The sequence below is a fragment of the Brevibacillus agri genome (genome assembly GCF_004117055.1).
Classification (GTDB): domain Bacteria; phylum Bacillota; class Bacilli; order Brevibacillales; family Brevibacillaceae; genus Brevibacillus; species Brevibacillus agri.
The window spans coordinates 4,406,689-4,419,665 of sequence record NZ_CP026363.1 but is presented as its reverse complement, the minus strand read 5'-3'; the positions used below and the strand labels follow the sequence as shown (position 1 = coordinate 4,419,665).

The window sequence follows — 12,977 nt, the reverse complement described above, 5'->3', positions numbered from 1 at the left end:
CGTTTTGCCCTGCTACAACTTGCTGGAAATGATGGAGGAGGCATGTGACCAAGCAGAATCGCTGCCTGCCTTCGTAGAGCAGCAGCTTGCGGACGTGCACAGTCTGAGCGCGGATACGAGGCGCCTTTGTGGGTGCCGATGGGCGGCTACAACGAATGTCCGCTGCCTGTTTACCAGTCCGTGATCTTCCGGCATTTTCAGCAGCAGTACGGCGCAAACATTCTCGCGGTGACAGGCGATACGTGGGTACTGCAGGCAAGCAGACGGCCGCAAACGGCAGAAGAAGCGCTGCAACTGGCAAAAGAGCACTTCATTTTTTGCCAGTACGTCCTGGAGGACCAGCCGACACTCGGCCATTACGCCGATTCTTTGCTGAAACAGGATGTGTGGTATTTTTGGTGGGATCAGGAACAGACGGTCCTGCTTGCGAAACTGCACGTCCCTAAGCCTCGGCCAAAACAGTCCATCGTCTGTGCCTGATTGCGCGGCTGGACGAAGGGCTGCGCCGCAGGCTGACGTTTGTTTCTGCTTCGGCGGGCTGATGCTTGTTTCTGTTTCCGCAGGCTACGGGAAAACAACGCTTGTCAGCGAGTGGCTCGCGGGCAGTTCCGAGCCTGCGGCCTGGCTGTCGCTCGATGAAGGAGAGTAGCTGTTTTGCGCCGACTCACGGCAAATGAAAATACAGGAGGAAGCCCATGAGAGCTATTGTCTGCCCCAAATACGGATCGCCGGATGCCATCGTGTTGCAGGAAGTAGCGAAGCCTGTTCCAAAAGACAAGGAAGTGCTGGTCAAAATTCATGCGACGACAGTTACGTCTGGAGATTGCAGGGGGCGGGCTTTTCGCAGTCCGCTGTTGTACTGGTTGCCGATGCGCCTGTTTTTGGGCTGGACGAAGCCGCGACAACCGATTTTGGGTGTCGAGCTGGCCGGAGAAGTGGAAGCGGTCGGCGATCAGGTCAAGCGCTTCAAGCCGGGGGAGCGGGTGTACGCGCTGAGCGGGATGCGCTTTGGCGCACATGCCGAGTACGTCTGTCTGCGAGAAGACGCCGTGATCGCGCACATGCCCGGGAATGTAGCCTTCGAAGAGGCCGCCGCTGTGCCTTTTGGGGGGACGACAGCCCTGCATTTTTTTCGCAAAGGAAAGCTGCAGCGCGGGCAACGCGTCCTCGTTTACGGAGCGTCCGGGGCGGTAGGGACGGCGGCCGTGCAGCTTGCCAAATACTTCGGGGCGAACGTGACCGCGGTGTGCAGCGGCGTCAATTTTGCGCTGGTCAAGTCGCTCGGGGCCGATGAAGCGATTGATTATACAAAAGAAGATGTCGCGCGTACAGGCAAGCAGTACGATCTCATTTTCGACGCCGTCGGAAAAAGCTCGAAAGCCCGTTGCCAGCAGGCGCTCGCGCCAAACGGCAAGTTCATCACCGTAGATGGGCAAGGGGTGGCAAAAGAGCGGGCGGAAGACTTGCAATTTCTCGCGGAGCTGATGGCGTCAGGGCAGTTCCAAACGGTGATCGACAGGCGCTATCCGTTGGCACAGGTTCCGGAAGCCCATTGGTACGTAGAACAAGGGCATAAAAAAGGCAACGTCGTCAGTACAGTGGAGCACGGTCAGGAAGGCGGATAAAACGGCTGAATGGCCGTTTTTTTGTGGGAAAATGATTCGGACGCGATGGCCGCGTGCAGGCAAGGAAAGCAATGCAATGCAATGCTTCGTCAGACAGACGGGCAGCGCTCGCGGATTGGCTGCTGCCGCAATCTGCAAACGCTGACAAAATCAAGCTTGCCGAGTTGTCAGATCGAGTCTTGCTCCATATTGACAGGGAATAGAGAACTGTTTATAGTATGTAATGGTTCGGAAATGATTATCATTATCAATTGTTGGTTTTCATCTGTTAAAAAGGAGAATGCAACATGAAAAAGTGGCTCACCTCTATCATGATGTCGCTCGTACTGCTGCTGAGCGCCTGCGGCAATGCATCGGTGCCAACGGAGAACGCTGCTGGTGGCAACGCAGCAAAGCAGGAAGCGACAACAGAAGCAAAACCGGAAGCCGAAGCGAAGCCGGAGACGATTACGTACCAGTCGGAGAACGGACCGATCGAGGTTCCTGCGAGTCCTAAGCGAATTGTCGGTTTGACCAATGCGCCGAACGTTCTTGCTTTGGGCGGAACACTGGTCGGGGTCGACGAATGGACGAAAAAGAACCCGTTGTTCGCGGATAAGGTAAAAGATGTCGAAACGGTATCCGATGAAACGATGGAAAAAATTCTCGCCCTCCAGCCTGACCTGATTATTGCCGGGTCGTGGATGAAAAACTTGGATAAATTGAAGGAGATCGCGCCAACGGTCGTCTATACGTGGGGCAAGCTGGACTATTTGGCGCAGCAGCGCGAGATCGGCAAGTTGCTGAACAAGGAACAGGAAGCGCAAGCGTGGATTGACGATTTCACGAAGCGCGCGCAAGCGGCCGGCGAAGAAATCAAGGCGAAAATCGGCAAGGACAAAACCGTGTCCGTCTTTGAGCACGACGCAAAAGACTTTTATGTCTTCGGAAACAACTGGGCTCGCGGAACCGAGATTCTGTACCAGGCAATGGGCCTCGCCATGCCGGAAAGAGTGAAGAAGGACGCCCTCGGCCCGGGCTACTACATGCTTTCCCTGGAAGTGATTCCGGAGTATGCCGGAGACTACATCGTACTCAGCCAGCGCAAAGGCGGCGAAAATGCGTTCCTGAACTCTGAGACGTGGAAAAAGATCCCGGCCGTGAAAAACAACCACGTGATCGTCATCGACACGGAGGCATCTACCTACAGTGACCCGATTACGTTGGAGTACTTGCTGAACATTTTTAAGGAAGGTTTTTTGGGCAAGCAATAACCGCTTATAAAAAATACAGACAGGCCAGGAGAGACGCGCTAAAAATACGAAAACGCTTAGGGAACCGTTCAATCCCAAGCGTTTTTCTTTTTGTTTGGCGACCTGTGCGGGATGGAAGTATGTAAACCGTTTTTCCGCCAAGTTGACAGTAAAAACCCCACGGGCTCACGGGCAAACTGCCACGTGACACAGCATGGGGCTTGTAGTTATTCCAACTATCAACCTTCCAGTTTACTCAACAATCGTCCTGATTTTCGGAAACACCTTCAACGCCGTCTTATAAAACACATCCTCATGATACTCCGCCGGGATCAGCTCCTGCACGAACTGGATGTACGACTTCACGGGCGCGAGCGGCCAGTCGGTGCCGAACAGGAACTTTTCGTAATGGTCGCAGTAGGTGATCGCGTGGCGCAGGTGGGCGAAGAACAGCGGCGACTCGGCCAGTCTGCGGCAGTTGGCGGCGTCACCGACCATCAGGCCGGAGAGGTCGGCAAACATGTTGCGGTTTTTGTACACGACTTCTGCGCCATCCAGCACCCAAGGATCGCCGAAATGCGCCATCAAGAAGTTCACGTCCCGATGCTTCACGGCTACTTCGTCGAGCGTGAGCGGGTGGGAGTATTTGAGCAGGCCGCGCTCCGAGTACGTATCGCCCGTATGAAAAACAACCGGTACCCCGTATTTGGCCGCAAGCGCGTAGACCGGATCGTAGACGCTGTCGTAAGCGTAGAATGGATAGTAGCCCAAATAGATTTTCAAGCCGACGGCCTGCGGCTTTTGCAGTTCGGCTTCCAGGCGGGCGACTGCCGCCTCGTCCAGATGGTACGGATTGATCCCGAGGCAGTAGACGAGCTGTGGCGGCAGCTCGTCTGTCAGGTCGAGGCCCATTGGTGTTGCCGCCTCCGGGTCGGGAAAGCCGTTCTTTTGCGTCTCGGTCAGGCCCATGCCGATGCCGAGCACGACGCCGTTTTCCGCGTATTCCTGCAAAATGCCCTGGACGGAGTAGTCGACGAACGACTTTTCGGCCGCTGTGCGCTTGAATTCTTCGATGTGGGACAGATGCATGTGGGCATCAATAATTTTCATCGTGAAATCCTCCCTTCGGTTTCGCTGGCAAACCGGATGGCGCGCAAGGCCGACAGCGAATCGGCTGGCAGCGGCTCGTCCGCAAACAGGAAAAAGACAGGGGCGGTAAAGGCTATGCGGTCGTGCGGCAGGTTCAGCTCGCGCGAGAGCGAGGTCAGGGCGATTTCTTTGTTGGCGTAGACATCCATGTCTGCCGCCTCCAGGTCTGTGATGATCTGCAGCTTTTGCTTGCACGCGGCGCTGCCAAACGTATAGTCTGACGCTTCGTAGGCGAACAGTTCCCCTTGGCCCAGCTTGTAGTCCAGCTCCTCGCCATGTTTTCCTGCCGTTTTCAGCCACACCGCGTCTGCCGCCGTTTCCGTTTGCAAAAAGATTTCCGTCCTCCAGCCTTTGCCTGCGAAGTACGTTCCGGTCTTTTGCACGATTTCAACCGTATGGCAGAGCAGCGGGACGCCAGGCATGAGCAGGAAATATTGATGGCAGGTGAGGCCTCGATATTTTTCCTGCTTTTTTACGTGGTAGCTCAGTTTGATCCCTTGCCAGACGTTTTGCTTGTTGTCGGTCAGTTGGGCGAAGCAAGCGGACCGCTCTTCCTTGACCAGCGAAAACGCACTCAGCTCCTCGACGTGGTTGCTGATGCCGCCTGTCCACGGATTCCACCACGACTTCGGCTGGCGCTCGGGGAAGGAGCTGGCCAGCCACTCCTGCCCTCCGGCGGTGAGCGAATAGAGCGCCGGAGCGAAGTCCGGGGCGGCTTTGATGCGGATAAAGCCGTTGTCCGCGACGTACACCTGTTGTCCCGCTTCCTCGGTCGTCTCCTGGGCAATCTCGCCTTGTCCGATGGGGAAGATCGCGCTCTGCAAGCGAGCGTCGTGGGTGGCGAAGCGTCCGTCTACGCGCACGAGGTCAGGCGAGCCTGTCGGCGCAGCGAGCGAAAAGCGCGATTCTGTCGCTTCCGCCTCTTCCGTGTAGCGGTGGGCCTGTTTTCCGGCAGGCGCGCTTTGCAGCGAGGCAGTCAGCTCGCCCTCCAAATATTGCTGTTTGTATTCTTTGACCTGTACCTGCACTTCTTTTCCTGCGACAAACGGGTTGTGATCGTTGGCGACAAGCTCCAGATGTGGCGTCAGGGACAAGTTTGCTGATGGCAAAGCTTCTTTTTGCGCAAAGGCGCGGAAGTCTTTCCAGTCCGCATACGCACCGTGCGTCATGTGGATCGGGCCGAACTTCTTTTTGTCGTGCGGCTCCAGGCTGCCAAGGCACGTCTCCAGCGTGAGCTGCCGGACCTGGAAGTCAATCCGGTACTCCTTCGGCCAGCACATGCCCCACGGAACTGCTTCCTCCCGCGAAAACAGCCAGTTTTCGCTGACGAGCTTGCCGTCCCAGTAGTCCAAATCGCTGCCGTAGGAGGAAGGCACTTCGACATAGCGGCCTTGATACGGCAAAACGGGGCGGTGCAGCGTATGGGAAAAGCCTTGGATCAGCCACAGCTCCGCCGCCATTTTTTCGGCAGAGCGGTTTTCCAGTTCCAGCAAGTGTTCGACGGAGCCGTCTCCGAACAGCAGCGTCTTTTCCACCAGGACAAGTCCGGGGTAACTGCCGGAGTGATACGTGGCGTGAATCCCGATCGCTCCTTTTTCCGCGACAAACTCGACCTGCTCGGCGCGCTTTTTGGAAAACTCGCTGGAATACGGCTTGCCAAGCTTCGGATAGGCGATGTAGCTCGGTTCGCCGCCATTTGCGCCGACGATGGTCAGCTCGTTGTCGTCCTTGGTCAAAAACAGCGAGTGGCGGCCGTGGTGCACTTGCCAGGTTTGTTCCGTCTCGCCCGCGAGCATGGCGCCAAGGCCAGTGAAGGCAGCCCCGAGCTTTTTCACAAACGAGACTGTACTGCCGTCTGCAAGCTGCGCCTGTACACGAACGTCCGCTTCGTAAAAGCCGTGTTGCAGCAAATCGGCCGCAAGCGGCAGCGAGGTGCGCTCCTTGCCTGCCAGCGTCAGCGTGAATTGCTGTTCATGGAAGCGTAAAAACGGCGCTTCCGGAAGCGTGAACGAAAACTGCGCTTCTTCGGCAAAGTTGTTTTCCACATCGAGATAAAACGGTGCGGTCTGTCCAGGATAGGACAAGCCGGGGACGTGAAGGGAGAGGGAAGCGGGAAACTTGGGCAAGATTCCGACCTGGAACAAGGCGCGCCTGCCGTTAATCAGGACGTGTGTGCAGACTCGCGGATGCGTGCGCCAGACGCTTTGCTCCTCTGTAATCTCTCCGACAAAAAAGCTGGCGGACAGCGTCGTCTCGCCCGTCACTTCCAGTTCTTGGCGATAGTCAAAGCGAATGTTTTCGTCAGACTCTCCTGTCAAAGATAGCTGCAACGGCTTGCCTGATTTGTTGACGATCCGATAGTGAATCTGGTACGTGCGACCGAAGACCAGCTCCAGTTGCTCCACCTCGGCAGCGAGCAAGTAATCTTCCGTTTCGATCAGCCGCATGCCGCGCCCGCGCCGTTCAAACTCTACGCGCAGGCTTTTTTCGCCTTTCGTCCAGGAGTAGGTGAAGTAGTCGAAGCCGTTTTCTTTCCGACCGTCCGGCTCGACCACAATCTCCCGGGCAGAGTCCCGATACCAGTCGAGTTCCTCGAAGTAGTGCGCGATGGCTTCCGTCCGCAGCACAGTGGGCATCATGTTCATCAAATGCGTGCTATCGTCGCGGTCTTCCCAGAAAAAACCGAACTTTTTATACAGGGGGACAGCCTTCGTGTTGCCCGCCCATGTGTAGAGATCAAGCCGCGGCCAGCCGAGTTCGACGGTCTTGTCCAGTGCGCGGGCAAGCAGCATGCGTCCTACCTTTTTGCCATGGTATTCCGGCCGGACGTTGAGCAGGGGGATGTAGAGGGCGCCGGTATCTTCGCGGTACTCGGCGAGGCTGCAATAGCCCACGACGGTTTCGCCGTCCATCGCCAGGTAGACAGCGAGCGCATCGGAGTGAGCTTCCTCCTGTCTGATCTGTTCCGCTGTCGTGATTGAATTTCCGCCTCCCCAACTGTCCCGACTGGCGTTCCACATGTCCGCGACGGCCGCGGCCAGCTCGGGACGGTAAAGGACGATAGAGATAGATTCCATGATTGCCTGCACCTCGATCTCATTGTCAGATTTTGTATAGTAATAGAGAGACGATTGAGGGAGAGGTTCGGTTTCTTGTTTTCGCGCCTTTTTCGCAGGCGGGGAGAGTGGGCAAGGAGAAAAAGCGAGAGGGAATGTACGATGGAAAGCCGGTATCGCAGAAACACGAGACCGGCTTCGTCCAGGCGTGGCTTGGCGGCGGGTGGAACTTACACGGGTTGCGGCAAGCTCCGCCGCTGGCATGGCGCTTTTATGACTAGCGTTCAATCCGGATGACTACCATCTCTACATCTTCGTCCAGAGCGCGCACGCTATGCTTTTCCAGAGGGAGCATGTGCAAAAGCGTCTGCGGAGTCAGCTCCACCTGTTTGCCGGAAAAGTCGAACACGGCTGTGCCCTTTTGCACGATAATGAGCACGTCTGCATCCGTATCGTGTTCCGGGACGAACGCTCCGGCGCGCAACTGCAACTGCAAGACTTTTGTCCGCTCAAATCCCATCAGCGCCCCGATGTGCTTAGGTGCCGACTCCAAATGGTTGTTCAGGTCATAGGTTTGCATGTTCTTGTTTCCCGGGGCAGAGTCGAGGAAAATAAGGAGAAATCTACTACTTGCCAAAAAAGGGTCATGCCGATGCATACGTACAGTCTTTTGGAAAAACTGCTGTTTTGGCCAGCCGTCCTGGACGAAAAAAGGCTGGCACGCTCGCTTGCAGGCAAGACGATCCTCATTACAGGGGCAAGCTCCGGGATTGGCGAGCAGCTCGCATATTTGTTGGGGCGTTGCGAGGTGCAGTTGCTGCTGGTGGCGAGAAGAGAGGAAAAGCTTCGCCAGCTCAAGCGGGAAATCGAGCAGCACGGAACGGCTGCAGTCAGCGTTTTCGGGGCGGATTTGCGCGAGCCGCTTGAACTGGAGTCGTTTCTCGCCTGGGTGTGCGAGCAGGCTGACACGATAAATATCGTGGTCAGCAACGCGGGCTTGTCCATCAGGCGTTCGATCATGGACTCGCTCGACCGCCACCACGATTTTACGCGGACGATGGCGATCAATTACTTCGCCCCGGTCAGGCTGCTGCTGTCTCTTCTGCCGCAGCTTGCCCGAAGCAACGGACAAATCATCCATATCTCGACGATCAACACGTCGCTAGTTCCGCTGCCGTACTGGGCGGCGTACCAAGCTTCGAAGGCAGCTTTTGACACTTGGTTTCGCTCGGCGGCACCGGAGTGGAACGCGCGAGGAATCGCCACGACTGCGATTTATTTTCCGCTGGTAAAAACGCCGATGATCGCGCCGACTGCCGCCTACCGCAGCATGCCCGCCATGAGCGCGGAGCACGCCGCCCGGGTCATCGCCAAATCCATGTGCACGAGACGAAAAAGCTGGCGGCCGTGGTGGCTTTTGTTCGGGGAGCTGGCCTCGGTGTTGGGCAGAGGACTGTTGGAGCGCCTCACTCCGCGCTGGCTGCGAAAAAAGGGGGGATGACGGTGCGGATCGTGTTTTTGCTTGCGACGCTGTACAAAATGAAGCTGTTGACGCCAGCAGGAATCGGCAGGCTGCTCGCCGCCATCTGCCGATACGGAACCAACCTGATGACGCTGTTGCAGGTCGCGCAGCGCACGTACGGCCAAAAGATCGCCCTGGCCGACGAACGGGAAGCCGTCAGCTTTCGGCAGTTGTGGTGCGACTCCGAACGCCTCGCCTGGGCGTTCAGGGAGAAATACGGGCTTGCCCGCGGCAAAAAGGTCGGCTTTCTATGCCAAACCACATGGCGCTGGTGAAAGCGATTTTCGCCGCTTCCGGCACGGGGTGCGACATTTATTTGCTCAATCCGGAGATGAGCGCAAGGCAGCTCGCGCAACTGCTGGACGAGACGAAGCTCGACCTGCTCGTCCACGACGCCAACGGGACGGCCCGCATTGAGCAGGCGGCGCACAGGACCGTGCGGCTGCACAGCTACTACGACCAGTTGCCCGCCATCAATCGGCTGCTGCACGAGTGGCATGAAACGGCTGCCGCCACCCCAAAATCGCCAAAGCGGGCATCTGCCGGGCACATCATGCTGTTGACAGGAGGGACGACGGGGCAGCCGAAAAAAGTCGCGCACAAGCCGTCGCTGTTCCACTATTTGCCGCCGTTTTTGGCGCTGCTGACGCGGCTTCGGCTGCTGCGCTGCCATACTGCCTATGTGGCTACGCCCATCTGCCACGGATACGGGCTGGCGATCTTGCTCTTGTTCCTTGCGCTGGGCAAAAAAGTCGTGATAACGCCCGGCTTCGACGCCGCCAACGCCTGTGCGCTGATCGAAAAGCACAAGGTCGACGCCGTGACGGTCGTTCCGCTCATGCTGAGAAAAATGCTGCGGCACAACGCGAGCGCCTTGCAGTCTCTCGCTTGCATCGCTTCTGGCGGCGCGCCGCTAACGCCCGCACTTGCCGCCGAAGTGTCCGGCCAATTGGGAGCGGTCTTGTTCAACCTGTACGGCACTTCCGAAGCGGGCCTTTGTGCCGTCGCAACTCCGCAAGACCTGGCGGCTGCACCGCACACGATTGGCAAAAAAATTGGCGGTGTCGGCTTGCACGTACGGGGAAGGGACAGGCAAAAGCTCGCGGCAGGCGAGATCGGGCAGCTTTGCGTGCGAAGGCGGAGAGCGCTTTTTTCCACCCGGACCGGATGGGTCGAGACAGGGGATCTGGGCTATCGGGATGAGCGCGGGTATTATTTTTTATGCGGAAGGACAGACGACATGGTCGTATCCGGCGGAGAAAATGTGTATCCGATCGAGCTGGAGCGCATTTTGGCCGAGCATCCGGGCGTAGAGGACGCGGCTGTGGTGGGCATTCCCGACGAAGCGTTTGGGCAAAGGCTGAAAGCGTTCGTGCAGCCTGCGAGCTATGCCGGGCTGACCGAGGAAGCTGTGCTGGACTGGCTGCGCCCGCGAGTCGCCAGGTATCAGTTGCCAAAAGAGATTGTGTTCGTTGACAGCATCGCCTACACCGACCTGGGCAAGCCCGACCGGAAGCAGCTTTTATAAAGACAACGACACATCCGCATGCAGAGAGAAATACGGGCTTGCCCGCGGCAAAAAGGTCGGCTTTCTATGCCAAAACCACATGGCGCTGGTGAAAGCGATTTTCGCCGCTTCCGGCCATTCACCCCTATCAAAAGACGGCAAGAACAAGCCGTAAAAACGAAAAGAATCTGCATACTTGGTCATTTTATCGCCTGTCTCAGTTCATTGAATATAAAGCTTAGTTGGTATTAGAGTTGAGCATGTGAATCCTGCATACACAAGTCAGACATGCCCTAAATGCTCTGAGAAGAATAAGGCACAAGACCGTAAGTATAAATGCAAATGTGGATTCGAAAAACATCGTGATTTAGTCGGTGCTATGAACATTCGATATGCACCTGTGATTGATGGTAACAGTCAATCAGCCTAAGATGCTATATGCACTGTCTTAGGAGGGGCAATGAGATGTCCTCATCTTGAAGGCTGTTCAAAACAGAAATGGACTGCGAACGCTTAGTCATTCAAGAATCCCACCCGTACACCGTAAAGTGGAAGGCTTGCGTCTTTAGCCGTGGGAGTCTCAAGAGTCAGATTCTATTTTTTTCCGAAGCAACCCTAAATATTTCCGTTTGTATTTATTTACGCCTTGTTGGGATATACCTAAATGCTTTGCTACTATTTCTTCTGGAACCCCATTGATAACTACTTGCTCGATAATGAATCTTGCTTTAGATGGAAGGGAATTCAACATTTCTTCTACATACAACTTAGAATCTACAGAAAATATTTGATTCTGCCCACATATATTTTCTATGATCGGAAGCTCTCGGGCGGAAATCTTCTTTGCTTGATACTGTAACCGCCAAGCAATCCTTTTTATAACTCTCCTACACTCTTCTTTTAGTAGTTCATCATTCATGCTTCTCACCATCCCATCTTATAGGTAAATGAACAAGGTAAAAAGCAACTTATTTTAACAAATCAATACATTTTTTGTTAGATGGTAAAAAGAGGATTTTTCTCTTCGTTTGGGGTATAAATTACAGAGTTGGGAAATCTGTGCAAGGAATAAAACCCCGCTAATGCGAGGTTTTATTTGACCTTCTTCTTAACGTTTGATAGTTCCTACTGATGCAAAGTCCTCTGAATCTCGAACATCGCTTGGATAAATATGGGTTGCTCTACTGCGATCAGTAAGACCTCTGCCAGTAATGTCGAGATTAGAACCATAGTAAAATGCGTGCCAGATGAACTTAGAACAATAACTAAGCTCGATATTATCCAAGTCCATATTAAAATAGTATTTCTTTACGTCATCAATATGGTTGATTGCCCATTTAGCAGCTTTGGAAGCTCCACTCCTGGGACGGAGAACCTGGATCTTATCGCCGGGCTTAAATAGAGAAACATAGCCATCAATATCGTCAACTAATCCAGGTCCGTCCGGATGAACGTGAATGATATCGTAGTCCGGTCCTACAATTGCCACGTGCCCAACAAAAAAAGTCGAAAAGCTTTTTTTCGAGTACAATACGTCTCCTGGCTTCATATCCGTGTTAGTGCCAGGATATTGTGGTCTGTCAGTTGCCATATAAAATTCCTCCTATATAGTTGATTAACGATAATAAGGCGCCCATTATCGCTTTCACTATTCAAGGAAAAAAAAGCATCATTTTACAACCACTTTTTTGGGGGGAAACAAAAATGAATAAAAAAATGATGATAATAGCTTTCCTAGTTTTAATCCTTATCGCTGTTCCAGTTATATATGTTCAAGGAACTTTGTTAAGCTTAGAAAATCAGGTACGCCAATATCTCATTACCGAGAAAAATATTGATGAGAAAACAATAGTTAGTCTAGATGGCCGTTTTGGGAAGCTTCCGTTCTTTGGTGTAGAAGTTATTTTTGCTGATGAACCCGATGTAAGATACTTTTATACTGAAATAGACGGAAAAATAGTACCTGTACATGTAACGCTTAAACCTAAAGGATACAACTACAAACATAAATGAGTCCCCAGAGGCTTCGCCGAAACCCAGAATACTCGAAACCCATCAAGGAAGTTCTTTCCCGGGGCATTTCGTGCATCCTGCGAGCCATGCCGGGCTGACCGAGGAAGCTTTGCTGGGCTGGCTGGCTGCGCCCGCGAGTCGCCAGGTATCAGTTGCCAAAAGAGATTGTGTTCGTTGACAGCATCGCCTACACCGGCCTGGGCAAGCCCGACCGGAAGCAGCTTGTGTAAAGACAACGACACATTTTCCCGAAATATCCTGCCCCCTAAAGCCATACATATTACGAGACATCCGAAACAACCAGGGGAAAGGAATGAGCAACCATGCCTCAAGGCATCCACGATATCGAGCTGCCGCTGCCGATCGGGACGATCTGGGAATTTGTCAGCGTGCTGGAGAACTGGGTTCCGCTCGTGCCAGGCTACATCAGCCACGAAGTGATCCATGAGCGGCGCGTGACCTGGACGTTTACCGGCGACATCGGGATTATGAAAAAGCAAATCAGCCTGCAGGTGGACATTACCGAGTGGAACGAGCCGACGGAAGTGAAGTTTACACTGACCGGAATCAACGAGAATTTTACGGGAGAAGGCTACTTTCGGGCAGAGGCGTTGGGGGAGGAGCGCACGAAAATGACCGGGTTTCTCGACATTACGGCAAAAGGCTTGAAGGCCCCCATGGTGAACTCGATCCTGAAGTCACACGTCCCGCAATTGACGACAGATTTGGCGGAAGCCGTCGCCAGCCGGATGAGGGAATAACAAGAGCAGCGTTGCTGAAAAACCTTTGCGATACAGCAAAGGTTTTTTTCTTGTCCCGTCGACACTTGCAGCGTTGACGGCTTCGCTATTTTGCTTTGAGCTACCATAATTA

Annotated in this window: 14 protein-coding genes and 1 pseudogene; 10 read left to right on the top strand and 5 right to left on the bottom strand. The window is 54.3% G+C overall.

Annotated features, from left to right (window positions below):
• The first annotated feature begins 132 nt into the window (after positions 1-132).
• The 3 genes from BA6348_RS27490 (at position 133) to BA6348_RS21645 (ending at position 2,878) form a co-directional block, all read left to right on the top strand.
• Positions 133-480 (top strand): DUF4253 domain-containing protein, encoded by a 348-nt coding sequence (locus BA6348_RS27490; RefSeq protein ID WP_237716595.1) that lies wholly within the window; start codon positions 133-135, stop codon positions 478-480.
• A gap of 215 nt (positions 481-695) precedes the next feature.
• Positions 696-1,625, top strand: coding sequence for an NAD(P)-dependent alcohol dehydrogenase (locus BA6348_RS21650; RefSeq protein ID WP_122952607.1), 930 nt, complete (start codon positions 696-698; stop codon positions 1,623-1,625).
• 287 nt (positions 1,626-1,912) lie between these two features.
• Positions 1,913-2,878, top strand: coding sequence for an iron-hydroxamate ABC transporter substrate-binding protein (locus tag BA6348_RS21645; RefSeq protein WP_005828290.1), 966 nt, complete (start codon positions 1,913-1,915; stop codon positions 2,876-2,878).
• Positions 2,879-3,109: 231 nt separating this feature from the next.
• Here the strand turns inward: BA6348_RS21645 and BA6348_RS21640 are convergent, their stop codons facing one another.
• From BA6348_RS21640 to BA6348_RS21630, 3 genes are all read right to left on the bottom strand, one after another.
• Positions 3,110-3,967 (bottom strand): amidohydrolase family protein, encoded by an 858-nt coding sequence (locus BA6348_RS21640; RefSeq protein WP_005828288.1) that lies wholly within the window; start codon positions 3,965-3,967, stop codon positions 3,110-3,112.
• A complete protein-coding gene (locus tag BA6348_RS21635) occupies positions 3,964-7,083 on the bottom strand; it encodes a GNAT family N-acetyltransferase (protein WP_122952606.1) in 3,120 nt (1,039 codons plus the stop codon). Before BA6348_RS21635 ends, BA6348_RS21640 begins: the two co-directional genes overlap by 4 nt.
• 256 nt (positions 7,084-7,339) lie before the next feature.
• Positions 7,340-7,642: an AraC family ligand binding domain-containing protein gene (locus BA6348_RS21630; protein WP_165329007.1), complete on the bottom strand. Its 303-nt coding sequence runs from the start codon at positions 7,640-7,642 to the stop codon at positions 7,340-7,342.
• A gap of 72 nt (positions 7,643-7,714) precedes the next feature.
• Here BA6348_RS21630 and BA6348_RS21625 point away from each other — a divergent pair, with 72 nt between their 5' ends.
• The 5 genes and pseudogenes from BA6348_RS21625 to BA6348_RS21610 all read left to right on the top strand — a co-directional run.
• On the top strand, positions 7,715-8,563 hold the full coding sequence (locus BA6348_RS21625) for an SDR family NAD(P)-dependent oxidoreductase (RefSeq protein ID WP_122952614.1): 849 nt from the start codon (positions 7,715-7,717) through the stop codon (positions 8,561-8,563).
• Between the two features lie 2 nt (positions 8,564-8,565).
• Entirely contained in the window at positions 8,566-8,859 is a 294-nt protein-coding gene (locus BA6348_RS27485) for an AMP-binding protein (protein WP_241764819.1), read from the top strand.
• On the top strand, positions 8,835-10,112 hold the full coding sequence (locus BA6348_RS21620; RefSeq protein ID WP_242507398.1) for an AMP-binding protein: 1,278 nt from the start codon (positions 8,835-8,837) through the stop codon (positions 10,110-10,112). Before BA6348_RS27485 ends, BA6348_RS21620 begins: the two co-directional genes overlap by 25 nt.
• A complete protein-coding gene (locus BA6348_RS28085; RefSeq protein WP_129552231.1) occupies positions 10,057-10,266 on the top strand; it encodes a hypothetical protein in 210 nt (69 codons plus the stop codon). The genes BA6348_RS21620 and BA6348_RS28085 overlap by 56 nt, the downstream gene beginning before the upstream one ends.
• Positions 10,241-10,521: pseudogene (locus tag BA6348_RS21610) on the top strand (zinc ribbon domain-containing protein); the annotation flags it as partial. The gene BA6348_RS28085 and the pseudogene BA6348_RS21610, both read left to right, overlap by 26 nt.
• Positions 10,522-10,671: 150 nt before the next feature.
• Here the strand turns inward: BA6348_RS21610 and BA6348_RS21605 are convergent.
• Together BA6348_RS21605 and BA6348_RS21600 are read right to left on the bottom strand one after the other, a co-directional pair.
• Entirely contained in the window at positions 10,672-11,010 is a 339-nt protein-coding gene (locus BA6348_RS21605; RefSeq protein ID WP_005837207.1) for a hypothetical protein, read from the bottom strand.
• 189 nt (positions 11,011-11,199) lie between these two features.
• The gene (locus BA6348_RS21600; RefSeq protein ID WP_007778682.1) at positions 11,200-11,682 is read right to left on the bottom strand and encodes a C40 family peptidase; all 483 of its coding nucleotides are present in this window, start codon (positions 11,680-11,682) and stop codon (positions 11,200-11,202) included.
• Between the two features lie 113 nt (positions 11,683-11,795).
• Between BA6348_RS21600 and BA6348_RS21595 the strand changes: the two genes are divergently transcribed.
• Both BA6348_RS21595 and BA6348_RS21590 read left to right on the top strand, forming a co-directional pair.
• Entirely contained in the window at positions 11,796-12,104 is a 309-nt protein-coding gene (locus tag BA6348_RS21595; protein ID WP_026557697.1) for a DUF3139 domain-containing protein, read from the top strand.
• A gap of 323 nt (positions 12,105-12,427) precedes the next feature.
• Positions 12,428-12,865 carry an SRPBCC family protein gene (locus BA6348_RS21590; protein WP_005829702.1) on the top strand — a complete coding sequence of 146 codons (438 nt, stop codon included), beginning with the start codon at positions 12,428-12,430 and terminating at the stop codon, positions 12,863-12,865.
• Positions 12,866-12,977 lie beyond the last annotated feature (112 nt).